General features: G+C 59.3%; 24 protein-coding genes, 1 tRNA gene and 1 pseudogene. 9 read left to right on the forward strand and 17 right to left on the reverse strand.

All coding sequences use genetic code 11. The features are described from left to right. Positions 1 to 52: 52 nt before the first annotated feature. Positions 53 to 436 carry a DUF2784 domain-containing protein gene (locus AB4N92_RS04955; RefSeq protein ID WP_010208452.1) on the forward strand — a complete coding sequence of 128 codons (384 nt, stop codon included), beginning with the start codon at positions 53 to 55 and terminating at the stop codon, positions 434 to 436. On the opposite strand, the pseudogene AB4N92_RS04960 reads toward AB4N92_RS04955, so the two are convergent. Next, positions 396 to 1,363: pseudogene (locus tag AB4N92_RS04960) on the reverse strand (NAD-dependent epimerase/dehydratase family protein). The gene AB4N92_RS04955 and the pseudogene AB4N92_RS04960 overlap by 41 nt on opposite strands. 93 nt (positions 1,364 to 1,456) lie before the next feature. Between AB4N92_RS04960 and AB4N92_RS04965 the strand changes: the two are divergent. From AB4N92_RS04965 to AB4N92_RS04980, 4 genes are all read left to right on the forward strand, one after another. Continuing rightward, complete coding sequence (locus AB4N92_RS04965) at positions 1,457 to 2,341, forward strand: LysR family transcriptional regulator (protein WP_198831722.1); 885 nt, start codon at positions 1,457 to 1,459, stop codon at positions 2,339 to 2,341. Positions 2,342 to 2,395: 54 nt separating this feature from the next. Continuing rightward, on the forward strand, positions 2,396 to 2,974 hold the full coding sequence (locus AB4N92_RS04970) for a DUF4337 domain-containing protein (RefSeq protein ID WP_236267660.1): 579 nt from the start codon (positions 2,396 to 2,398) through the stop codon (positions 2,972 to 2,974). A gap of 119 nt (positions 2,975 to 3,093) precedes the next feature. After that, positions 3,094 to 3,726 carry a hypothetical protein gene (locus tag AB4N92_RS04975; protein WP_010208448.1) on the forward strand — a complete coding sequence of 211 codons (633 nt, stop codon included), beginning with the start codon at positions 3,094 to 3,096 and terminating at the stop codon, positions 3,724 to 3,726. Between the two features lie 390 nt (positions 3,727 to 4,116). After that, positions 4,117 to 4,386 (forward strand): hypothetical protein, encoded by a 270-nt coding sequence (locus AB4N92_RS04980; protein WP_010208447.1) that lies wholly within the window; start codon positions 4,117 to 4,119, stop codon positions 4,384 to 4,386. Positions 4,387 to 4,648: 262 nt separating this feature from the next. Here AB4N92_RS04980 and AB4N92_RS04985 read toward each other — a convergent pair whose 3' ends face one another. Both AB4N92_RS04985 and AB4N92_RS04990 read right to left on the reverse strand, forming a co-directional pair. Continuing rightward, positions 4,649 to 5,125 (reverse strand): hypothetical protein, encoded by a 477-nt coding sequence (locus tag AB4N92_RS04985; RefSeq protein WP_183702619.1) that lies wholly within the window; start codon positions 5,123 to 5,125, stop codon positions 4,649 to 4,651. Between the two features lie 314 nt (positions 5,126 to 5,439). Further along, positions 5,440 to 5,529, reverse strand: a tRNA-Ser gene (locus AB4N92_RS04990). 336 nt (positions 5,530 to 5,865) lie between these two features. Here AB4N92_RS04990 and AB4N92_RS04995 point away from each other — a divergent pair. The 3 genes from AB4N92_RS04995 to AB4N92_RS05005 all read left to right on the forward strand — a co-directional run bounded on the left by AB4N92_RS04995 (position 5,866) and on the right by AB4N92_RS05005 (position 8,609). Then, entirely contained in the window at positions 5,866 to 6,558 is a 693-nt protein-coding gene (locus AB4N92_RS04995) for a crotonase/enoyl-CoA hydratase family protein (protein WP_010208444.1), read from the forward strand. A 212-nt stretch (positions 6,559 to 6,770) separates the two neighbouring features. Then, positions 6,771 to 7,499, forward strand: a complete 729-nt coding sequence (locus AB4N92_RS05000; RefSeq protein ID WP_045791728.1) for a 1-acylglycerol-3-phosphate O-acyltransferase — start codon at positions 6,771 to 6,773, stop codon at positions 7,497 to 7,499. Between the two features lie 138 nt (positions 7,500 to 7,637). Then, complete coding sequence (locus tag AB4N92_RS05005) at positions 7,638 to 8,609, forward strand: magnesium and cobalt transport protein CorA (protein WP_010208441.1); 972 nt, start codon at positions 7,638 to 7,640, stop codon at positions 8,607 to 8,609. Here the strand turns inward: AB4N92_RS05005 and AB4N92_RS05010 are convergent. The 3 genes from AB4N92_RS05010 to AB4N92_RS05020 form a co-directional block, all read right to left on the reverse strand. Further along, positions 8,606 to 9,331: an amidotransferase gene (locus AB4N92_RS05010; RefSeq protein ID WP_236267337.1), complete on the reverse strand. Its 726-nt coding sequence runs from the start codon at positions 9,329 to 9,331 to the stop codon at positions 8,606 to 8,608. The two genes, AB4N92_RS05005 and AB4N92_RS05010, sit on opposite strands and share 4 nt — an antisense overlap. A gap of 83 nt (positions 9,332 to 9,414) precedes the next feature. Beyond that, entirely contained in the window at positions 9,415 to 11,562 is a 2,148-nt protein-coding gene (locus AB4N92_RS05015; protein ID WP_236267336.1) for a 3-hydroxyacyl-CoA dehydrogenase NAD-binding domain-containing protein, read from the reverse strand. A 16-nt stretch (positions 11,563 to 11,578) separates the two neighbouring features. Beyond that, positions 11,579 to 12,784, reverse strand: coding sequence for an acetyl-CoA C-acetyltransferase (locus tag AB4N92_RS05020; protein ID WP_010208436.1), 1,206 nt, complete (start codon positions 12,782 to 12,784; stop codon positions 11,579 to 11,581). Positions 12,785 to 13,430: 646 nt separating this feature from the next. Between AB4N92_RS05020 and AB4N92_RS05025 the strand changes: the two genes are divergently transcribed. Next, positions 13,431 to 14,234: a c-type cytochrome gene (locus tag AB4N92_RS05025; RefSeq protein WP_047540250.1), complete on the forward strand. Its 804-nt coding sequence runs from the start codon at positions 13,431 to 13,433 to the stop codon at positions 14,232 to 14,234. Positions 14,235 to 14,365: 131 nt separating this feature from the next. Here AB4N92_RS05025 and AB4N92_RS05030 read toward each other — a convergent pair whose 3' ends face one another. The 11 genes from AB4N92_RS05030 to AB4N92_RS05080 form a co-directional block, all read right to left on the reverse strand. Next, positions 14,366 to 15,169 (reverse strand): transglutaminase family protein, encoded by an 804-nt coding sequence (locus AB4N92_RS05030; protein ID WP_010208433.1) that lies wholly within the window; start codon positions 15,167 to 15,169, stop codon positions 14,366 to 14,368. Beyond that, positions 15,166 to 16,116: an alpha-E domain-containing protein gene (locus AB4N92_RS05035; RefSeq protein ID WP_010208431.1), complete on the reverse strand. Its 951-nt coding sequence runs from the start codon at positions 16,114 to 16,116 to the stop codon at positions 15,166 to 15,168. The genes AB4N92_RS05030 and AB4N92_RS05035 overlap by 4 nt, the downstream gene beginning before the upstream one ends. Positions 16,117 to 16,120: 4 nt before the next feature. Next, entirely contained in the window at positions 16,121 to 17,530 is a 1,410-nt protein-coding gene (locus tag AB4N92_RS05040) for a circularly permuted type 2 ATP-grasp protein (protein WP_021491497.1), read from the reverse strand. A gap of 413 nt (positions 17,531 to 17,943) precedes the next feature. Next, on the reverse strand, positions 17,944 to 18,285 hold the full coding sequence (locus tag AB4N92_RS05045) for a ribonuclease E inhibitor RraB (protein WP_010208429.1): 342 nt from the start codon (positions 18,283 to 18,285) through the stop codon (positions 17,944 to 17,946). A 213-nt stretch (positions 18,286 to 18,498) separates the two neighbouring features. Next, entirely contained in the window at positions 18,499 to 18,735 is a 237-nt protein-coding gene (locus AB4N92_RS05050; RefSeq protein WP_010208428.1) for a hypothetical protein, read from the reverse strand. Positions 18,736 to 18,838: 103 nt separating this feature from the next. After that, positions 18,839 to 19,444: an START domain-containing protein gene (locus AB4N92_RS05055; RefSeq protein ID WP_021491496.1), complete on the reverse strand. Its 606-nt coding sequence runs from the start codon at positions 19,442 to 19,444 to the stop codon at positions 18,839 to 18,841. A gap of 41 nt (positions 19,445 to 19,485) precedes the next feature. After that, the gene (locus AB4N92_RS05060; RefSeq protein WP_010208425.1) at positions 19,486 to 19,740 is read right to left on the reverse strand and encodes a YkgJ family cysteine cluster protein; all 255 of its coding nucleotides are present in this window, start codon (positions 19,738 to 19,740) and stop codon (positions 19,486 to 19,488) included. Positions 19,741 to 19,902: 162 nt separating this feature from the next. Next, positions 19,903 to 20,388, reverse strand: a complete 486-nt coding sequence (locus AB4N92_RS05065; RefSeq protein WP_045791723.1) for a hypothetical protein — start codon at positions 20,386 to 20,388, stop codon at positions 19,903 to 19,905. Positions 20,389 to 20,492: 104 nt separating this feature from the next. Beyond that, positions 20,493 to 21,932 carry an aminotransferase-like domain-containing protein gene (locus AB4N92_RS05070; RefSeq protein WP_010208423.1) on the reverse strand — a complete coding sequence of 480 codons (1,440 nt, stop codon included), beginning with the start codon at positions 21,930 to 21,932 and terminating at the stop codon, positions 20,493 to 20,495. 270 nt (positions 21,933 to 22,202) lie between these two features. Continuing rightward, entirely contained in the window at positions 22,203 to 23,018 is an 816-nt protein-coding gene (locus AB4N92_RS05075) for an OmpA family protein (RefSeq protein ID WP_106119783.1), read from the reverse strand. After that, positions 23,015 to 23,377, reverse strand: coding sequence for a DUF4398 domain-containing protein (locus AB4N92_RS05080; protein WP_106119782.1), 363 nt, complete (start codon positions 23,375 to 23,377; stop codon positions 23,015 to 23,017). Before AB4N92_RS05080 ends, AB4N92_RS05075 begins: the two co-directional genes overlap by 4 nt.

Raw genomic sequence — 23,377 nt, forward strand, 5'->3', positions numbered from 1 at the left:
TGCCGGCAAGCAACCCTTTAGACTGTAGTCCCCTCCTTTCGAAGTACCCGCAATGCTCTTCCGTCTCGCTGCCGACAGCCTGGTGCTGTTTCACCTCACCTTTATCCTGTTCGTGCTGTTTGGAGGCTTGCTCGCGCTGAAGTGGCGCCGGGTAATCTGGCTGCATTTGCCGGCGGCCGCCTGGGGCGTGGCGGTGGAAGTGCTGCACCTGCCCTGCCCGTTGACCCGGTGGGAGAACCTGCTTCGTCACCTCGCCGGACAAGACGGTTACGGCGGTGGTTTTGTCGAGCATTACATCCTCACGCTGATCTACCCGGCGGGGTTGACCCCTGGGATTCAATTGGCGCTCGGGACGGTGGTGCTGCTGGTCAATATCGCGGTGTATGCGTGCTTGATCAGGCGTGCGCAGGCAAGCAACCAAGGTTGGCCAACGTAGCTTCCACCGCTGCTTCGAGCGGCGTATGCGGCTCATGGCCCAGGGCCGCCAACAGGCGTTGGTTATCCATGCGCAAGGGGGTTTGCCACAGGTAGCGCATCTCTTGCATCTCGCGCAGGGTGACGACAAAGGGTGCTGCCACTTTCAGCAACCACCACGGGAAACGATTGACGCGCGGTTGATGCCCCGTCCTACGCAGCATTACGCGCTGAATCGCTTGGACCATCTGTGTGCCATCCGCGTCCACGTGCCCGGCCATGTGGAAGCAGGCGAAGGCGTCGAGGGTTGCTCGACGCTCAATCAGCTCGACCATCGTGCGCGCTACATCGGGCAGATACGCCCACTGATGCATCACACCCGGGGCACCTGGGTAGTTGACGACCTGCACCGGCTTTCCGGGCTTGACCAAACCCTGGGCAAACCAGTTGTTAGCCACCCGCGCGCCGAAAAAGTCCCCGGCGCGCACGATCAGCGCCCGCGCCCCCTGACGGGAGGCGTCCAGCAAGCGCTGCTCCAAGTGCACGCGGATTGCGCCTTTGCGGGTCTGCGGGTGCTGAGGTGAATCCTCGTGCAACACCGGGAATGCATCCGGCCCGTAGTTATAGACCGTACCGGGCAATACGATAGTGGCGCCTTCGACGAGGGCTGCTGCGATGGTGTTGTCGATCATCGGCAGCACCTGCTCCGCCCAATTGCGATAACCGGTGGGTTGACTCCGTGCACGATGACCGCGCACCCACGGGCAGCCGCCAGTACCGCATCACGATTGAGCGCATCGCCTTCAACCCAGGTAAACGCTGCGTTCTGGCTGCGGGCTCTGTCGACATCACGGGTCAACGCACACACTTCCCAGCCTGCAGCACTCAGCTGTGGCGCCACTTCACCGCCTATCCCGCCGGTTGCACCCAGTACCAGAACCTTTTTCATGGCCTTCTCCCACAGTGGTTGGTGTGGCCATTTTGTGTGCAGTCTCGCTATAGATAAATTGCCGAACACAATGCAGTCGCTATACATTTATGCATGGCATCGACTATTGGTTGGGAGCTTTACCGATCGTTCCTCGGCGTGTTCAGGGAGGGATCGCTGTCGGGGGCCGCACGGCAGCTCGGCATTACACAGCCCACGGTCGGACGGCACATTGCCGCGCTGGAAACGGCGCTGGGCGTGGTGCTGTTTACCCGTTCACCGAACGGTTTGTTGCCCACATCACTGGCCCGCACCCTGCGCGCCCACGCCGAAACCATGGAGCGCACGGCAGCGGCGCTTGAACGTGCGGCCTCTTCTCAAGGCGACGACGTGCGCGGCGTGGTGCGCGTGTCCGCCAGTGAAGTGGTCGGCGTAGAAGTGCTGCCGCCGATCCTCACGCAATTGCGCCAGACTCACCCGCACCTCAGGGTCGAACTGGTCCTGACCAACCGCCTGAGCGACCTGCTGCAACTGGAAGCCGATATCGCCGTGCGCATGGTCCGTCCCAGCCAGGAACAACTGCTGGCGCGACGCATTGGCCTGATCGAAATCGGCCTGCATGCCCGCGATGATTACCTGCTAAAACACGGCACGCCCCTGCACATGCAAGACCTGGCCAGCCACTCAGTGATCGGCTTCGATCAGGAAAATGCGTTTATCCGCAGCCTGGCCATCAAGGGCTTCGAACGCAGCACCTTCGCCTGCAGCAGCGACAGCGACCTGGCGCAACTGGCCCTGATCCGCGCCGGCGCCGGCATCGGCGGCTGCCAGGTCCAACTGGCCAAGCGCGACCCACGCCTGCGCCGAGTCCTGCCGGAAGGCGTTGCACTCAGGCTGGACACCTGGGTGACGATGCACGAAGACCTGCGCAACAGCCCGCGCTGCCGCGTAATGTTCGACGCCCTGGTGGAAGGTTTGCAGCGTTACGTACAGGATTGAGACAGCTTCACTGGTGAAGAATCAGACTCCCTCAGTCCCTTCACAGACGCCACCATGTCCGAAGCCTTCGAAGTCCCCAGCCCCCACGAAAAACACCTCGAGCACACCACCGAACATGCCCACGGGCGAGGTGACAGTTTCGCCAGCCGCATCGCCGTGATGACCGCCCTCATGGCGACTCTCGGCGCCATGCTCAGCTACCAGGCCGGCTCCACCGAAAGTGAAGCGGCCATGGACAAAAACAACGCCGCCATCATCAAGACCGAAGCCGCGAACCAGTGGAACTATTACCAGGCCAAATCCAGCCGGCAGAACCTTGCGGAACTGGCCACTCACATTCCCGGCGTGGATGCAGCGCATTACAAGGACGAGCTCGAACGCTACAAGCGCCAGAAGGAAGACGTGCGCAAACAAGCCGAAACGCTTGAAGCCACCTCAAAGGAATGGGATGAAAAATCGGAACAGGCGCTGCACCAGCATCACCGCTGGGCCCAGGCAATGACCGCGATTCAGATCGCGATCTCGTTGGCGGCGATTACGTTGTTGACGAGGCGGGAATGGTTGAAGCGCCTGTCGTATGCGGCAGCGGGTGTGGCAGTGGTATTGGGCAGCCTGGCGTGGCTGCATATCTGACGCGGTGCAGTCAAAAGGTGGGGGTGGCTGTGGGGTTGAGGGCTTGGGTGTACGTACAAGCCTGACGCGCGGGGTGGTAGTCTTGCCCTCTCGAAAACGACAATGACAGGGAAGTACGAATGCGGAGTCTGTTTCTATTGCTGTGCTGTTTGTTAATCACCGCCTGTTCAAGCAATCCGACAACACTGTTTGAAGAACAAGTCAAAAACAGCAGCACGCCGTTAGCGCGAACCCCCTCTGAGGCCATGCGTAACACTCAAGCGGTGCCCATGCCGATCGACCCAGGGTGGCGGCCGCCCCAGTGGAAGATCACGGCCGAAGAACCGCGCATCCTGATCAACGGGATCCCGTCGAACTACCGATTATTCAGCGTAGCCTTAATAAAAGATAAACCCTTCCATATCGACGTTAACTCTTGGTGCGTCAACGCGTGCCTGGGATTCAGCAAATACGCCCTGAACCCTTATTTGATCCTGATGGACGCCCAAGGCAATGTGCAGGCTGAAGGCTTTGGCAAGGCGTCTGGCATCGTGGGGGTCATCAGCCAGGTCTTGAAAGGCACGGTGAAAAACAGCGGAACCTACTACCTTATCGTCGCAGCGGATAACCGTGCGCCAGGGGAAACCATTGTCATCGACAATGTACTGCTGATAGGCGCCGCAGCGAACCCGATAGCGCCGTTGCGCATCGGAATGGGCAGCTATCCATTTGGGTCGGTTGGGCCGTTATTGAATACGGAAGAGACACCTTAACCTGCGACGGTTGAGCGTGAAGAAAATAGGCCGGGCGTGTGTATCCACTGAATCGGCTGTACTGGCCCTGATAATTGATTTGGGCAATTTCCTACGGCCTATTCAGAAGCGCCACTCTCCCACTTCAAATTCACCCCGCCTATAGTCCAACGGTCGCTCACAGGGCGACCGGGTTTGGCGACTCGACTACAAGAGGCAAAAGCTTCCCGGCAGATTTGCGGGATGCCCCTGCACGCAATAAGCTGCTTCATGGTAGCTGTGCGTGGGAGACCTTCGGGTCTGCCGGTCTTTGTCCGTTCTTGTCCCGGTTCGCCAACCTGCGTACAGCTGCCACCTTTTGTTTGGCGACAAATGCGTGGCTCACATCCTCTAAGTGAACGGACTTAAGGCATGAACCAATACATAGCACTCACCAGCAACGACAGCGCCACACCCGCCCTTTTCGTCGACACAACCGTCCCGTTGGAAATCCTTCTTGATGCCGCCAACTATCGAATCCGCTCGGTGACGCAGGTGCTTGAGAATCTTGCGCTACGTAGTGAGATAGGCAGCGATGCGGTGGTACTCAGCGACTTTGCCTTGCTGTGCTCAATTCCAATGCGCGACGGGTGTGACTTGCTGGATGTCATAGGCCGGCGAATGGATGTACCGCTACCCTAGAAATACTGCAGGTCGCTTTAGAGCTTTAGCGACCAATTCCCCTGGCTTCGGAATAGCAATCCAGGGGGTTCTGGTTTACGAGGGCACACAAAAAGGCCGCCACACCAAGTCTAAGTGTGGGGGCTTTTTTACATAAGCGGCGTTCTATTCACCCGTCGGCAAATGCCACGATCGACCGAAGCGGTCGGTTGTATAGGGACAATGGATGAGGCAACCCACAGTAATGAAAGCTGCCGTACAAAGATTGAACTCAGCCCCTATTTTACTTTGTCTGATTGGCATTAAAGCTGATTCTAGAGGCAAACCAAACGCACACCAGTGAAGTAAACATCTCTAGAATTTCTTTAGGCTGGGTTGATTCCACGTACTCCGGCCCGCAGGCTTTCTTCAGGTATTGAGAGAGCGGAAGTAACTCAACACTACCTATTTTGAAGTCGATATTGTGACTGAGCTTATTCCGAAGGTTGTTCATATGCTTGATAGCGGAAATGGAGTTGTACTTCTCCGGATAACCATCTGAAGCAAGAAGCGAGACTTTTTGCCCAAACGACTGCCTAGAGGAATCCCAGTCCAGCTTGGAGTATTGGGACTTTAGGTACTCATCAAGGTAGTGCTCAATGATGAGATGGCAGGACAAAAAATAACCAATTAACTCGTAATTCAAGTTATCGAGGCGCTGCCACGTGAGTTTGCCATCGCGGATTTCACCTACTAAAGGTGGTAGGCTCATCTTGTTCATAGAAGGACTCAGTTTTTGATTCTACGGCCTGCACAGCTTGGTGCGGGGCTAGTGGGGAATTCGGCCTCACGAACTTCAGAGACGCCTTATCAAACTGGCATTCGTCGTTGATGAGCGGTGCGGAAAGCCTAGCTCACGTGGGACCGAACCGACTCTTGGCGCAAGCGAGGACGTTCGAGTCCATGGGCTCAGTATTTATGCACCAAAAAGGCGCACCATTCCCATGGTGGTCCCATGGGGCTATTTTTCAGGCGCCAAAAACCACAAACCCCCGACTTTCTCTAGGAAAGTCAGGGGTTTGCGTTTTCGTAATTTGGCGGTGAAGGAGAGATTCGAACTCTCGATACAATTTCTTGTATACACACTTTCCAGGCGTGCTCCTTAAGCCACTCGGACACTTCACCGTATCTCGGCAAACCAGTTCAGTCTGTCGAGGCGCGCTAATGTAGTCGAAAGCCTTTCTGATGGCAAAGGTTTTTTTCAGAATTTTCATGCGGTTAGCCGGTTATGCCGATCCACGCCCGGCAAGGGGCGGTGATTGTGCCATTCTCAGGCATCGGCAGGATGGGTCTGGGGCGGCGATTGCGCCCTGCCCCCGGCTTTTCAAACGCCTATATGCGGGAAAAGTCTGACTGGGCAGTCAGTCACAGCGCTTTACCGGGGCGGGCGTGGTGGGTAACGTCTGCGCATGCACGTCTATTAACTAGCCTTCTATAAAAAATCCTACAAGGAACCGCGTCATGAGTGAGTTGATTGCCTACCACCTCGAAGACGGTATCGCGACCCTGACCTTGAGCAACGGCAAGGTGAATGCCATTTCTCCGGCGGTGGTCAGTGCGTTTAATGAAGCGCTGGATCAGGCGGAGAAGGACCGGGCGGTGGTGGTGATCACCGGCACGCCGGGGATTCTGTCGGGTGGTTATGATTTGAAGGTGATGACCGCCGGCCCTAAAGAGGCGATCGGCCTGGTGACGTCCGGTTCGACCTTGGCACGCCGTCTGTTGTCGCACCCGTTCCCGGTGATTGTGGCGTGCCCTGGGCATGCGGTGGCCAAGGGTGCGTTCCTGCTGTTGTCAGCAGACTATCGGATTGGCGTGGAAGGCCCGTTCAGCATTGGCCTGAATGAAGTGGCGATCGGCATGACCATGCACCACGCCGGTATCGAGCTGGCGCGAGATCGTCTGCGTAAGTCGGCGTTCCATCGTTCGGTGATCAATGCCGAGATGTTTGACCCACAGGGCGCGTTGCAAGCCGGTTTCCTCGACAAGGTGGTGGCACCGGAAGAATTGCATGCGGCAGCCCTGGAAGCGGCGCGTCAGTTGAAGAAATTGAACATGAATGCTCACAAACACACCAAGTTGAAGGTGCGCAAAGCGCTGCTGGAAGCCCTGGACGATGCAATCATCCAGGACCAGGGGCATATCCTGAGCTAAGTCCTACCCTTGATACGCCAGAGCCCGACCTTGAGTCGGGCTTTTTCTTACAAACTAATCCGAATCCTATTGAGCCGCTCTAGCCTGCCCGTGTCGATAGATGCTGAAACATGCTCTTAAACATCGCTTATCTCCTACCTCTACAGGGCTAATTGCCGAATACAGTGCACATCCGTACACTGCGCCACCTTTTGTCCGGATAGGCTGTGTCGATGCTTTTTCTGCTGCGTATGTTGTTGATGGGCCTGCACTTTATGCTCGCCGGTGTGCTGGGCGTGTTGGTCGGTCTGTGTCGACCGTTCAACCCGGACAACAGTCGCCTGTGTGCTCGCCTCTACGCGCTGCCGGCCATGTGGATTCTGGGGCTGAACGTAAAGGCCGATGTGGACTCGCTGCGCCACAAGCCCGGCACCTGCGTGGTTATCGCCAACCATCAGTCCAACTATGACCTGTTTGTGTTCGGTAACGTGGTGCCTTACCGCACCGTGTGTATCGCCAAGAAAAGCCTGAAATGGGTGCCGTTGTTCGGTCAGTTGTTCTGGCTGGCGGGTAACGTGCTGATCGACCGGGGCAATGCGTACAAGGCTCGCCGTGCGATGCTCACCACCACTCACACGTTGCAACATGAGGACACGTCGATCTGGGTGTTCCCGGAGGGCACGCGCAATTTGGGCAAGGGGTTGCTGCCGTTCAAGAAAGGCGCGTTCCATATGGCGATTGCGGCCGGTGTGCCGATCGTGCAGGTGTGTGTCAGCAGTTACGTGACACATATGCAGCTCAATCGCTGGAACAGTGGGGATGTGCTCATACGGTCGTTGCCGCCGATTCCTACCATTGGGATGACTCCGGATGACATCCCCGCGTTGATGCAGGCGTGTCATGCGCAGATGGAGGCGTGCATAGAGGAGATGGATCGCGAATTGGCACCGGGCCCTCTTTAACGCTTTGGAGCGATTCGCCCCCCAGCACGAGCAAGCTCGTTCACCACAAAAAAGCTTGCCGCAACGGTAGCTACAACGGAACGCCATTCAGGCTAAGCTGCCCAACACCTGTCCTCCCAATAAGAAGCGATCAGCACCATGGGTAGAGTTGTTGCGGCCGCTGTCTACAGTGCCGGTAAGAAAGTCACGGATATCACCCTCGATGAAGGGGCGGCCTGGGCCGCCAAACCCAACCACTTTGTATGGATCGGTCTGGAAGAGCCTGACGCTCAGGAGCTCTCCAACCTGCAACGCCAGTTCAACCTGCATGAATTGGCCATCGAAGACGCCCTGGAAAAACACAGCCGCCCGAAGCTGGAAACCTTCGGCGATGCGCTGTTTATCGTCACCTACTCACCGGTGCGCGAAAACGGCAAGCTGGAGTTTATCGAGACCCATATCTTTGCCGGCAACGGCTATATCATCACCGCACGCAACGGGCACTCGGCGTCCTACGGTTTTGTGCGCCAGCGTTGTGAGGCACGGCCTCTGTTGCTGGAGCATGGGGAAGATTTCGTACTCTATGCGCTGCTGGATTTCGTCACCGAGAACTACCAACCGGTGAGCGAGGCGATCCATGCCGAGATCGATGAGCTGGAGCGCAATGTGCTGTGCAGTTCGCTGAGCGAGCGGGATATCCAGAAGATTCACGGCCTGCGTCGCGATGTGTTGCGGCTCAAGCGCTATGTGGCGCCGATGGTGGAGATCAGCCAGGAGCTGCAGAAACTCAACTTCCCGTTCATCGACAAAAACATGCGCCCGTATTTCCGTGATGTGCAGATCCACGTGACACGGCAGATGGAAGATCTCACCACCCTGCGCGATATCGCCAGCCAGACCATCGAGATCGGTGTACTGCTGGAGGCGTCGCGCCAGAGTGTGGTGCAGCGCAAGTTTGCTGCATGGGCGGCGATTCTCGCGTTCCCCACCGCGGTGGCAGGGATCTACGGGATGAACTTCCAGAACATGCCCGAGCTGCAATGGCACTACGGCTATTTTGCGGTGCTCGGGTTTATCGCGGTGGGTTGCACCAGCCTGTGGGCCAGTTTCAAGCGTTCGGGCTGGCTTTAAACCTGGACCTCGGGCTTGTGCGCCACGAAACGCATCATCCATTCCGCCACGGTTGCGCCGTGGTGGTCGCGCTCCAGGCTGGCCACGCCGTTCGTGTAGACCTTTTCGCCCAATGTGGTCTGCAGAATCTCCAGCAACTCGCGGGAATAGTCGTGGACAAACTCCGGGTGACCTTGGAAGCACAGGACCTGGTCGCCGATGTGGTACGCGGCAAACGGGCAAAAGGCGCTGGAGGCGATGACCGTGGCATTGTCCGGCAGCGTGGTGACCTGGTCCTGGTGGCTGATCAGTAGCGTCAGCTCCTCCACTTCAGGGCTCATCCACGGTGTCTTGGCATCCAGCTTGTAGTCGTGAATGCCCATGCCCCAGCCCTGGCCGGCGCGTTCAGTCTTGCCGCCGAGCAACAGTGCCAGCAGTTGGTGGCCGAAGCAGATCCCGAGCAGCTTGTCGCCGCGCTCGTAACGTTCGAGCAGGTAGGTCTTGAGGGTCTGGATCCATGGGTCGGTGCCAAAGGAATCGGCCTTGCTGCCGGTCACCAGGTAGGCATCGAACACTTCATCTTCCGACGGGTATTCGCCGTTCACCACGTTGTACACGACAAACTCAGCGGGTATGGGCTGCTTGGAGAACAGGCGCTTGAACATCTGCCCGTACCCTTGGTATTGATCGATCAAGCCTGGACGCAGGATATCGGTTTCCAGGATACAGACGCGTAGCGACATAAAAAATACCTGACACGGTGATGGGAATATTGCACACCCCAGAGCCTGCCTTGAAATGCCCCTTCAAGGCAAGCCCCTCTTAGTCACCGGAACACGTCACCTTGCGCGGCTTTCTCCAGCAACAACGCGGGCGGCATGAAGCGTTCGCCATATTGCTCGGCCAGGTAGCGGGCGCGGGCTATGAAGTCGTTCAGCCCATATTGGTTGATAAACTGCAACGCGCCACCGCTCCAGGCCGCGAAGCCAATGCCGAAGATCGACCCCACGTTGGCATCCGCCGTGGACATCAACACCCCCTCCTCCACACACCGTACGGTCTCGATGGCTTGGATAAACAGCAGGCGGTCGCGCACATCCTGTGGCGAGATACGTTGGTCGGGCCGTTCAAAGCGGCTTTTCAGCTCCGGCCACAGGTACTTGTGCCCGCCGCTGGGATAGTCATAGAAGCCGCCGCCCGCCGCCTTGCCCATGCGCTGGTATTCGTTGACCAGCAGATCGATCACCGCTGTCGCCGGATGTGTCGGCACGGCCTTGCCTTCCGCCTGCTGATCCTTCGCCGTCTGCTGCCGGATATGGCTCATCAGGCTGAGGGAAACTTCATCCGACACCGCTAACGGCCCTACCGGCATGCCGGCTTTGCGCGCTTCAGTCTCGATCATCGGCGCCGCTACGCCTTCGCCGAGCATGGCGATACCTTCGTTGGTGAAGGTGCCGAACACCCGCGAGGTGAAGAAGCCACGGCTGTCGTTGACCACGATCGGGGTTTTCTTGATTTGCAGTACGAAATCGAAACCACGGGCCAGGGTTTCGTCGCTGGTGCGCGCACCCTTGATGATTTCCACCAGGGGCATCTTGTCCACCGGGCTGAAGAAGTGCAGACCGATGAACCGGGTTTGATCCGGCACTGCCGTGGCCAGGCCGCTGATGGGCAAGGTGGAGGTGTTGGAGGCGATCACGGCGTCGGCACCGACCACACTTTGCGCGGCGGCTGAGACCTTGGCCTTGAGTTCGCGGTCTTCGAACACCGCTTCGATAATCAGGTCGCAACCGGCCAGGTCTTCATCGGTGGCCGTAGGATGAATCCGCGCCAAGAAGGTTTCCCGCTGTTCGGCGGTCAGTTGCCCACGGCTGACTTTCTTGTCCAGCAGTGCCGCCGAATGCGCCTTGCCCTTCTCGGCGGCCGCCAGGTTGATGTCCTTGAGCACCACCTCGATGCCTGCGCTGGCGCTGACGTAGGCGATGCCTGCGCCCATCATCCCTGCGCCGAGCACGCCGACTTTGCGCGTGACGTACGGCGCAAAACCTTGCGGCCGGGAGCTACCCGCGTTGATCTCATTGAGCTGGAACCAGAACGTGCCGATCATGTTCTTCGCCACCTGCCCCGTCACCAGTTCGGTGAAATAGCGGGTTTCAATCAGGTGCGCAGTATCAAAATCCACTTGGGCACCTTCGACGGCGGCACAGAGGATCTTCTCGGGCGCGGGGAAACAGCCCTGGGTCTTACTGCGCAGAATCGACGGCGCAATCGCCAGCATCTGCGCCACTTTGGGGCTCGACGGTGTACCGCCTGGGATCTGGTAGCCCTTATTGTCCCACGGTTGCTTGGCGTCCGGATTGGCCAGGATCCAGGCGCGGGACTTGGCCAACAGCTCGTCGCGATCCGCCGCCAGCTCATTTACCAGGCTGGCTTGCAGCGCCTGCTGCGGCCGCACTTTCTTGCCTTCGAGCAAATACGGCAAAGCCTTTTCCAACCCGAGCATGCGCACCATGCGCACCACCCCGCCGCCGCCCGGCAGCAAGCCCAGGGTGACTTCCGGCAGGCCAAGCTGCACCGATTTGTCGTCCAGCGCCACGCGGTAATGACACGCCAGGCAAATCTCCCAGCCGCCCCCCAGCGCCGCGCCATTGATGGCGGCCACCACGGGTTTACCGAGGGTTTCCAGGCGGCGCAGTTGCGCTTTCAGTTCCCGTACGCTGTCGTAGAAATCCTTGGCGTGGGCCTTGTCGACCTTGATCAGTTCATTCAGGTCGCCACCGGCAAAAAATGTCTTCTTGGCCGAGGTGATTACCACGCCGGCAAGGTCATCTTTTTGCGCTTCCAGACGCTCGACCATCGCCGCCATGGCCTCGCGGTACGCGCCGTTCATGGTGTTGGCGCTTTGGCCGGGCATGTCGAGGGTCAGCACCACGATGCCGTCCTGGCCTTTTTCGTAACGAATAGCTTGGGTCATGACAAATTCCTTGGGCTCAGAGGCGTTCGATAATGGTGGCGATGCCCATGCCACCGCCGACACACAAGGTGGCCAGGCCGTAGCGCTGCTGGCGCACTTCCAGTTCGTCGAGCAAGGTGCCGAGAATCGCGCAACCGGTGGCGCCCAGTGGGTGGCCCATGGCGATGGAGCCGCCATTCACGTTGACCCGCGCCGCGTCGATGCCCATGTCCTTGATGAACTTGAGCACCACCGAGGCAAAGGCTTCATTGACCTCAAACAAGTCGATGTCTTCGATTCGCAAGCCAGCCTTGGCCAGGGCCTTGCGCGTGGCGGGCGCAGGGCCGGTGAGCATGATGGTCGGGTCGGTACTGGTGACCGCCGTGGCGACGATACGCGCGCGGGGTTGCAGGCCCAGCTCGCGCCCCTTGGCCTCGGAGCCGATCAACATCAACGCGGCACCATCGACGATACCGGAGCTGTTGCCCGGTGTGTGCACATGGTGGATGCGCTCCACATGGCTGTAGACCCTCAACGCGGTTGCATCGAAGCCCATCTGCCCCATCATTTCGAAGCTGGGCTTGAGCTTGCCCAGGCCTTCCAGGGTGGAGTCGCCGCGGATGAATTCGTCATGGTCCAGCAGCACAATACCGTTCTGGTCCTGCACCGCGATCAGCGACTTGTTGAAGGAACCGTCCGCACGGGCCCTGGCCGCTTTCTGCTGCGAATGCAGGGCAAAGGCGTCGACGTCGTCGCGGGTGAACCCTTCCAGGGTGGCGATCAGGTCCGCGCCGATGCCCTGTGGGGTGAAATGGCTGTGCATATTGGTCTGCGGGTCGAGTACCCAAGCGCCACCGTCGCTGCCCATGGGCACGCGGGACATGGACTCGACCCCACCGACCACCACCAGGTCTTCGAAGCCGGAGCGCACCTTCATCGCGCCCACGTTGACGGCTTCCAGGCCCGAGGCGCAGAAGCGGTTGATCTGCACGCCGGCGACGCTGATGTCCCAGTCCGCCACCAGGGCGGCGGTCTTGGCGATGTCGGCGCCCTGGTCGCCGATCGGGGTCACGCAGCCGAGCACGATGTCGTCCACTTGGTGGGTGTCGAGGTCACTGCGCCGGGCCAATGCCGTAAGCAGGCCGGCCACCAGGTTCACCGGTTTGACACTGTGCAAGGCACCGTCGGCCTTGCCTTTGCCACGGGGCGTGCGTATCGCATCAAAGATCAAAGCTTGGGTCATGACGTCCTCGAACCGCTGTGCATGTGTGCCTCTACCTTAGGCCCGATTGACACGGTTTCAATGACGGATGCGCTCATTGCTTTTGACCCCCTCGCTCGGACGAACGGTAGTCTCCTAAGCTAATTGCCGGGTTAATCGTTTTAGCTGTCTAGCCAAGGCATTGGCGCCAAGATGGCGATATGCCTCATGCCTTTTTAAGTAGAAATGCTTATTAGCTGATATGAAATGAGTCTAAGCCACGAAGAACGAGGGCTCTAAGGTTGAATCAGTAGGAGGCTGCTGCCGGGTTTTGCTGGAGCGGCTGTAAGAAAAGCGACACGTCATCTCGCCATACTGAAAGACACCGGCATGCATTTGACGCTCAGGAATAACAACAAAAGGCAGTCAGCCATGTTTAAACATTCGAAAGTACGTCAGGCGGGACTTATTCTGTTCGCCACCACACTGATTCTGATTTTGCCCAACCTGACCAAGGTCATTGGGTGACCCCTCAACGCCTACATTCAGTGCCTTCACAGCACCGGGTTTGCAGCTTTTGGCAGCACCTGCCGGGACATTGCGCATAGCGGTCCTGCAGGGGCTGCCTTTTTGCGCGCCGATTTCCGGTATCGTGAGCGTCATCGCCACTTCACACCGGGCCTCCCTCTTGAAATCGATCTTCGCCCTCCTCGCCTTGCTGATCGCTCTTCCCGCTTCGGCAGCACAATTGACTCTCGAACTCGACCACACCAGCAAGACGTGGCAGACCGATGACCTGCTCACCCATCCCCAGGTGCAAACGGTGCAAATCGTCGATGACGTTTCCTACAAGCGCACTATGAGCTATCGCGCAGTGCCTTTGGCGTCGCTGCTGCCGGGGTTGAAACCTGAGAGCCATCTGCAAGCCATTGCCTTGGATGGTTTCGCCGCCGAACTCACGGCCGCGCCACTGCTGGAAACCCACGGCGCACGCGCCTGGCTGGCGGTGGAAGATCCTGCGCAACCCTGGCCGGCATTGGCGGAAGGTAAACCGAGTGCGGGACCGTTCTACCTGGTATGGACCGATCCGCAAGCCGGACACATCAGCCCTGAGCAGTGGCCGTTCCAGATCTCCAGGATCAAACAATTGAAGACCGTGGCGGAGCGCTTTCCGGCGTTATTGCCTGACCCGAAACTGGCGGCCAACGACCCGATCAATCAGGGTTTTGCAGTGTTCCAGAAGAACTGCCTGGCCTGTCATCGGCTCAATGGTGCCGGTGATGCGCAGGTGGGGCCGGATTTGAATATTCCGTATAACCCCACCGAGTATTTCGGCGCCGATTTCCTCAAGCGCTACATCCGTGACCCGCAGAGTTTGCGGCACTGGCCGCAGGCGAAGATGCCGGCGTTTGCGGCCAGTGTGTTGCCGGACAGTGAGCTGGATTTGTTGGTGGGGTATTTGAAACACATGGCAGGGCGTAAGCAGCCATAAGCTTGGCGCATTCCCTCTGTGGGAGCGGGCTTGCTTGCGAAAGCGGTGTGTCAGTCAATAAATGTGTGGCTGACCCACCGTATTCGCGAGCAAGCCCGCTCCCACTGAGGGGGAACGCTCCGCTCTGGAGATCATTGCTGTTGGACGGCGATCACCGGGGTCGGCGCCACAAACACCTTGGCATGCATCTGCTCATGCCCACCGCCACGGCGCATGCCGCGTACCGGGCAGGCATCGAGGTAATCCAACCCCACCGCCAGTTTCAAATGCCGCTCCGGCCGTGACAGCTGGTTGGTCACATCAAAGCTGTACCAGGCGTCATCCAGCCAGGCTTCGGCCCAGGCGTGACTGGCCAGGTGCGTGCTGTCCTCACTGTACAAATACCCCGACACATACCGCGCAGGGATCCCCAGGCTGCGCGCGCACGCCAGGAATGCATGGGTGTGATCCTGGCACACCCCCGCACGACCCGCGAAGGCCTGGGCGGCACAGGTGTCGACTTCGGTGGCGCCGGGTGTGTAGACCATCGCCTGGTTGAGCGCATGCATCAGGTCGATCAACGCGGTGCGGTCACGACGTTGATGGCACTGCTGGTCGGCAAAACCGCGCAAGGCTTCGTCAGGTTCAGTCAGGCGGGTGCAACGCAGAAACGGGAACGCCGATTGGCTCTCATGTTCGGCCTCGCGCAATTCGTCGATGTCCACCTGGCCACGGGCGCCGATGATGATGGCGTCGTGGGGCTCATCCAAGGTCAGCACATGCAGGATGTTGCCGAACGGATCCACCTGGGCACGCACCGGGCGCGGCAGGTCGAGCTGCCAGCTGAGTACGCGCTGGCGCTCGCTGTCGTGGGGCGTAAGGCGCAAGTACTGGATGCTGGCACGCACCTGGTCTTCGTAGTGGTAGGTGGTTTCGTGGCTGATGGAGAGTCTCATGCCGCCTCCAGGTAGGAACTGTAGATGGCGTCGCCCAATTGGCGGACCAGGGGAATAAAGTCGGTCAGCCAGGCGTGCAGGCCTTCCTCGAGGATTTCATCGATGGCGGTGAAGCGCAGGCGCGCGTCCATTTCGGCGGCCAGGCGCTGGGCAGGCCGGCCGTTGAGGCCGGGCAGGCTGGCCAGGATCTGGTCGATCTCTTCACTGCAGGCGCGCAGCGAGCGCGGCACATCGGCGCGCAACAGCAACAACTCGGCGACTTGCCGCGCGCCGGGCGCATCGCGGTAGATCTCGGTGTAGGCCTCGAACGACGACAACGCGCGCAACAAGGCGCTCCACTGATAGTAGGCGTGCGCTGTGCCATCGGTGACGGCGTCGGCACGGTCGCCGGCCATTTCATAGCGGGCGTCCAGCAGGCGCAGCGTGTTGTCGGCACGCTCGATGAAAGTGCCCAGGCGAATGAAGCGAAATGCATCGTTACGCATGATGGTGCCGTAGGTGGCGCCGCGGAACAGATGAGAACGCTCTTTTACCCACTCACAGAACCGGCTCATGCCATAGCGGCTCAAGCCCTGCTGGGCGATATCGCGAATATCCAGCCAGGTGGCGTTGATGTTTTCCCACATATCGGCGGTAATTCGCCCACGCACTGCATGGGCGCTGGCCCGCGCGGCGCCAAGGCAGCTGTAGATGCTGGCCGGGTTGGCAGCATCCAGCGCAAAGAAGTGCAACAGGCGTTCGGCGTGCAGCTCACCGTGACGTTCGTGGTAATCCTCCAGGGTGCCGGTGATCAACAGCGGCATGGCCAGTTCGTGCAGGCCATCGCCACGCCCGTCCTGGGGCATCAGCGACAGCGAATAGCTGACATCGAGCATGCGTGCGAGGTTTTCCGCACGCTCCAGGTAGCGCGACATCCAGTACAGATCCGAGGCAGTTCTACTCAACATGGCATCAGTCCTCGACCACCCAGGTGTCTTTGGTGCCGCCGCCCTGGGACGAGTTGACCACCAACGAGCCTTCGCGCAGTGCCACTCGGGTCAAGCCGCCAGGCACGACACGGGTTTCCTTGCCGGACAACACAAACGGGCGCAGGTCGATATGACGCGGCGCGATGCCGTTTTCGACAAAGGTCGGGCACGTGGATAAACACAGGGTCGGCTGGGCGATATAGGCGTGGGGCTTGGCCTTGATACGGGCGCGGAAGGCTTCGATTTCCGCAACGGTGGACGCTGGGCCCACCAGCATGCCGTAGCCGCCTGAGCCTTGGGTTTCCTTTACCACCAGGTCTGGCAGGTTGGCCAGCACGTGGGACAGTTCGTCGGGCTTACGGCACTGGAACGTCGGAACGTTCTTCAGGATGGGTTCTTCATCCAGGTAAAAACGGATCATCTCGGTGACGAAAGGGTATACCGACTTGTCATCCGCCACGCCGGTGCCAATCGCATTGGCCAGCACCACATTACCCGAGCGATAGGCCGCAAGCAGGCCCGGCACACCAAGCATGGACGCCGGGTTGAAAGCCAATGGGTCGAGGAACGCGTCATCGAGACGGCGGTAGATCACGTCCACGGCCTTGGGCCCGTCGGTAGTGCGCATGAAGACACGGTCATCGCGCACGAACAGATCGGCGCCCTCCACCAGTTCCACGCCCATTTCTCGCGCGAGAAAGGCATGTTCGAAGAACGCGCTGTTGAAACGGCCCGGCGTCAGCACGACCACGCTGGGATTATCCAGAGGGCTGGAGCTTTTCAAGGTGTCCAGCAACAGGTTGGGGTAGTGGTCGATGGGCGCGATGCGCTGGGCGGCGAACAGTTCGGGGAACAGGCGCATCATCATCTTACGGTCTTCGAGCATGTAGCTCACGCCGCTCGGTGTGCGCAGGTTGTCCTCGAGCACGTAATAGGTGCCGTCACCATCGCGTACGAGGTCGACGCCGGAGATGTGGGAATAAAGGTCACGATGCAGGTCCAAGCCCTGCATCGCCAACTGGTATTGCTCGTTGGCCAGCACCTGTTCGGCGGGAATGATTCCGGCCTTGATGATGCGCTGTTCGTGGTACAGATCGGCGAGAAACATGTTCAGCGCCTTGACCCGCTGGATACAGCCGCGCTCGACAATCCGCCATTCGCTGGCCGGAATACTGCGCGGGATGGTATCGAAAGGAATCAACCGCTCGGTGCCCTGCTCGTCGCCATAAAGCGTGAAGGTGATCCCGGCGCGGTGAAACAGCAAATCGGCCTCGCGTCGGCGCTGGGCCAACAGATCATCAGGGGTGTCGGCCAACCAGCGCGCGAACTCGCGGTAATGAGGCCGGACCTGGCCTGCCCCATCGTACATTTCATCGTAATAAGTGCGGATCATGCCGAACTCCTTGTCACCCGGGCGAAAGAACCATCGCAAGGCCCGTGCCAGCGGCATAAACACTTAAAAATCAGTGAGTTGAATTACAACCAGAATCCAGTCGCACCGTCCTGGTGCGCAGAATGCCCGGTGCACCGCCCGACGCTTCATCGCAATGCGGGCTTTGACTATCAACAGCATAGTCAGAGTTGATTTCACTGCCTGGCCAAGTCTGCGGATAATCGGCCCATCTGCTGAACAGGACACGTCCTAGCGCTTCAGCGAACCGCTCTTCCCTTTAAGCCACCCTCTTGGGTGGTTTTTTTTTGCGCCCTGAAACATGTAGCAGCGAGGGCGATGTTGAGCATGCTGCACAAACAAAATCGGCCGACCCAAAAGGTCAGCCGACACGCTGTGCTGCTCATAAACTGCTGCTACATGGGTAACCCACGCACCTCCTGCTTCACGCCCCATCCCTCGATGATCCCGCCCAGCGGCTCGACCACCGCCCCGAAGTCCTGCTCGAAGTCTCCTATGCCATCGTAGGTGGCCGACATGATTTTACTTAGCTCCAGGTACCAGGCGCCGTCGTCGCGCGCGCTGACCTGGGCATTCAGGGATTCCCCACGAAACTCACCCGCAGCCCTGCGCGCACGTTCCTCATCCGGGAAAATGGCGTAGAACTCGATGGGGTGAAAACGCGAGAAGTCGAAGCCGCCTTCTTTCATGCGGCGCAGGACGTTGGTGCTGATGTCTTCTTGATAGGCTGTGCTCATGAAAAGTGCTCCTCGAATTGATGGATAGACTTTCCGTGCTTCCCGAAGCCCACGCCTTACTGGCGTGGGAACTACGGCAATAACTTCACCGCTGGAAAACAAGCATGTAGCTGACAAGACCAGAACCTAGCGATTCATTCGCTGATCTCCCTTGCAGAGTAGCGCGAAGCTTTCGCCTCCACCAGAGGGGTTTTAAGGGTGTACAGGGAATGTTCAGGCGGCGGGAGAGATGTCGAGAATCTGGATACCGTTCTGGTCTTTGAGGATCTTGAGCGTAGGTTCGGGCTGGCGGCCTTCGAAGTCGTTGAGATCGAGTTCGGCGGCAACGGGCACCAACTTGTTGCGAATCATGTGTGCCGCATCTTCGAGGCTGGGCTTCTGGTCGCAGGTGAACTGCTCGACGGACTTCACGCCGTGATCATCAACGAAGGTAATCTGCCACTTTTGCATCGGTGCCTCCTCGATAAAACCCGTGTGTGGGCTTACTTCTATCTGGACCTTGGGGGCTCGGCAAACGTTCCACCCAAGGTAGGAGACACCTGATCAACTGCGCTTACTTTTCAGCGCGTTCTTTCAAGGCTTTCAAGGTGTTGTACGGTGCGTCCACCACGAACTTGTTGGCCAGCCACGATGGCACGCTGCCGCCTGGCTCGGTGTGCACCTGGTAGGTGACTTCGGTTTGGTTGTCGCCTTTGGGCACCAGCTTCCAGAAGCCGTCGACCTGGGCGACACGTACGTAGCCTTTTTCTTCAGGCTTGTAGGTCGGCACACCTTCCAGCTTACGCGTCAGCGTGCCGTCGGCCGCCTTGGTCGTGGTGATATGCAGGTAGGAATCACGGTCCGTCACGGGAAACGGGGCTTTGAATTGGGTGTAGGTCCAACTCTCGTCGCCTTTCTTATCGACCAGCTTCTGGGACTTGCACTCGTGGATCCAGGCACAGGCACCGGCTACGTCGTCCTGGAGGGCGACGACTTTTGCCACAGGCGCCTTGATCACCGTTACACCGCGATACGCCTTGTATTTAGAGCCGGCAATTTCGCTCAGGGACACCTTGATACCGTCTTCGTCCTTGGCGACTTGCCAATCCTCAGCCTGGGCAGTGGCAGCAAACAACACCGTAAAACCGCACAACACAGCCATTCGTTTCAGCGAACCCATTGTTGTATTCCTTATTGTTGAAGTTCCGATAGTAAAGCCCATCAAGCCGCCGTCATTTGCTCCCACCAGCCGATCAAACGGATCGCATCGGCCTGGTCGGTGCCGCAGACCTCGATATTCGCCTTGAAATCACTGCATACCGCCGGTCGCTCCGGCTGACCGAACAGCAGGCACAGTTGTTCGACCGACAGGTGCAGGCAGCGTTCGCCTGCCGGTTTGCCCTGTGGCATTCCGGGTAATGGCGAACTGATGGAGGGGGCGATGCAGCACGCGCCACAGCCTTCACGGCAATTCATGACCAGCAGGTCCTCGACGACTCAATGTGGATGGCCGGGCTAGGGTACGCCCTAAAACAGCCGTTTTAAAATGGCCTAACAGTGGTTTTTCGCAGAAAACAAAAGTGACTGATCAGTCTCCGACACATGGTCGGCGGTCGACGTCACCTTTGTGGGAAAAGTTTACTGCTTGAACTCGAAATCCAGCGCTGCACCTTCCACATCGCGCCGCTCTTCGTTGCGCAATTGCAGCCTCATCTCATTGCTGAGCAGGCGGCCGTTGATCTGGAATGCACTGTTGTCAGTCGGTTTCTCGCCAAACATCGGCGGCAGCAGGGGCACGCTTTTCGGCTTGGGCATGGTGCCAATGGGTTGCAAGTGCCTGACCATGTCAGAAGGCAGCGACAGGTCCAACTGTGCCGGTGGCAATTGTGTCTGCGCCACTTCGCGGGACGCCTTGGCCTTGGTGGCCGCCCGCCTTTTGGCGGCGGCGGTGGGTTTCTTCACCACTGGCGCTTTTTTTACGGGGGCCGTTTTTTTCGCCGGGGGCTTCTGCTCGGTACTGGCGGCGGGCTTGGTTTCGCTCACAGGCGCCGCCGCCAGCGCAGTGCCGACGTTGCACAGGCTTATCAGGCCAATCACGAAAACCGCACGAAAAATCGAAGTCATATTGCCTACAGCATTAACGGCAGAGGGCCATATGCTCGCTTGTTGTGCGCGGCATGACAAGCGCGGTGATTAGCTCGCTATAGGATTTGTCCCCTTTCCGTGCGTCACAGTCCGGCTGCGGTTTCCTGGCATAACTGGCTTGCCAGCATCCCCAAGGTCATCAGCGCCCGCTCTGCCTCGCGGTTCCACGGCGTACCGCAGTTGAGGCGAATGCAGTGGTTGAACTGCTCGGTGTTACTGAAGATCAGCCCCGGTGCAATGCTGATGCCCTGTTGCAGTGCGCGTACGTGCAGTTCCTGGGTGTTGACCCGTCCGGGCAAACTGACCCACAGGATGAAACCGCCGGTCGGACGTGTCATCTGTGTGCCTTCCGGGAAATATTGCTGCACCGCCAGTTGGAAGGCGCTGAGGTTCTTGCGGTACTCCTGGCGGATGTAACGCAGGTGGCGATCGTAGCCGCCGTTTTCCAGGTACGCAGCGACGCCCATCTGGGTCACGCTGCAGGCGGAGTGGGTACTGAACATCTGCAAGCGCTGGATTTCCTGCTGGTACTTACCGGCGATCATCCAACCGATGCGCACGCCGGGGGACAGCGTCTTAGAAAAGCTGGAGCAATAGATCACTCGATCCAGGCGGTCATAGGCCTTCAGGGCCTTGGTGCGGCCCAATTCGAACATCAGCTCGCCGTAGATATCGTCCTCGACAATCTGGATGTCGAAGTCCGACGCCAGGCGCAGCAACTGTTTCTGCCGTTCTTCGGGCATGGTGCCGCCCAACGGGTTGCTCAGCCGCGCGGTCAACACCAGCGCCTTGATCGACCATTGGTTGGCCGCCAATTGCAGCGCCTCCAAGCTCATGCCGGTGGACGGATCGCTGGGGATCTCGATGACTTTGAGGCCGAGCAGGTCGGCCAGTTGCAGCAAGCCATAATAGGTCGGTGACTCTGCGGCAATCAGGTCGCCAGGCCGCGTCAACACCCGCAGCGACATCTGCAGGGCATCAACGCAACCGTGGGTGATCACCACTTCGGAAGGGTCCACCACCACACCGGCATCGCGCATGCGGATCGCCACCTGGCGGCGCAGCGGCTCGAAACCGGGGCTGAACATGTAACTGAATGCCCGTGGGCTCTGGAAGCGCGTGACCTTGGCCAACTGTTGGTGCAGCGCGCGTACCGGTAGGTAATCCACACTCGGCACGGCGGCGCCCAACGGGAACACACCTTCGCGGCGCGACTCACCCAGTACCTGCTGGATGATGCTGCTGCGGGTGACCAGACCCGGGCGTTCGACACGCGCGATGTCCGGCGTCGGCGCGGTGAGTGCGGGTGTCTGGTGCACGTAATAGCCGGACTGCGGCCGAGCGCGGATCAGCCCCTGGTCTTCCAGGTTGGCGTAGGCCTGCAATACCGTGGCGTGACTCACGTTCAACTGCGAGCTCATCTTGCGCACCGAAGGCACGCGCTCGCCCGGTTGATAGACACCGCGCCGGATATCCTCAGCCAGCTGCTGGGCGATACGTTGGTAAAGCAACAGATTGGTCATGACGCAGCACTCGATTTCACGGGTATTTTATTTTTGTGTGAAACATACCGGCACAGTTTAGAAGTGTACGGGGACAGTTGCCACAATAGTCGAGCGCGGGCGGGAGTGACAGTAAAAACTGAAAGGGTGGCGTACAGAGTTGTGGGGCTACTTCGAAAGAACGTGGGAGCGGGCTTGCTCGCGAAAACCGTTTGTCAGCCACTGAAATATCGACTGATATACCGCTTTCGCGAGCAAGCCCGCCCCCACATGGTGATCTATGCCAAGCGCCTAACGCGCGGCGCCGAGCTGGCCTTTCTCGTCAGAGAACACGATTTCCACCCGACGGTTCTGCGCCCTGCCCCGCTCGGAGGCGTTGGCTTCGACGGGATACTGGTCGCCATAGCCTTCGACCTGGATGCGTTTTTCGTCGATCCCCAGGTCTACCAGCACATCCGCCACTGACTGCGCGCGGTCGCGGGACAGTTTGAGGTTTTCCCGCTCACCGCCGGTATTGTCGGCGTAACCCTCGATGCGCACCACGCGCTTGGGGTTGAGTTGCAGGAACTGTACGATTTTCAACACCGTGCGGTTGGCCGAGTTTTTCAGCTCTGCTTCACCGGTATCGAACAGCACATCGCCCAGCGTCATCACCAGGCCGCGATCAGTCTGGGTAGTGGCCAAACTGGCGATCTGCTCTTCAAGCCATTTGCCCTGTTGCTGCACACTGATCAGCTTGTTTTCCCGCAGGGCCAATTGCAGGCGCTGGCGCTCCAGTTCGAGCTTGGCGCCACGCTCCTGGTTGAGCGCCTGTTCGGTGTGCTCGCGGGCGATGGCGCTGTAGCGCTGGCTCAGGTAGGCGTAATGCACCACGTCGGCGCCGCTGCCCCAGTAGCTGGACAAGCGGTCGGCGCGGGCCAGGGACTCACCGGCGCGGATCACGTCCTTGGGCGCAAAGCGCAGCACGTTGGCGTCTTCCTTGACCTGCTGGAAGTCGTTACCCGCCTGTTGCAAGGCCTGCTCGCTGTCGGGGTGGCTGGCGCAACCGCCCAACACGGCGGTGCCCAGGAGCACCGCATAGCTCAACCCGCGGATCATCCGGCTCATTGGGCTTCTCCCAACTGCAGTTGTTTGCGCAGGCGGGTGATACGGGTGCTGAGTACGTCCAATTGTTCCTGGCTCTTGCGGGTCAGCACTTGGGCCTCGGCCAGGCGAGCATCCAGCTCAGCTTGTTCGAGACGCATGCGCGCGTTTTTGTAGGATTGGTCGGCCATGCTCGACTTGGCCCGGGCGAACTTGGCTTCGGCCAGTTTCAATTCAGGCGATTCATCCGCGTTGGCACCCACGGCACTGGCTTGCTCCAAGGCTTGCTGGGTGAGGCGCATTTGTTCATTCGGCGCAGGATCGGCTGCACATCCCGCCAGAGCGACAACGGCGAGGGCCGCGAAAAGAGGTCGAAAAGTCAC

The sequence above is a fragment of the Pseudomonas sp. S3_A09 genome (assembly GCF_054668065.1).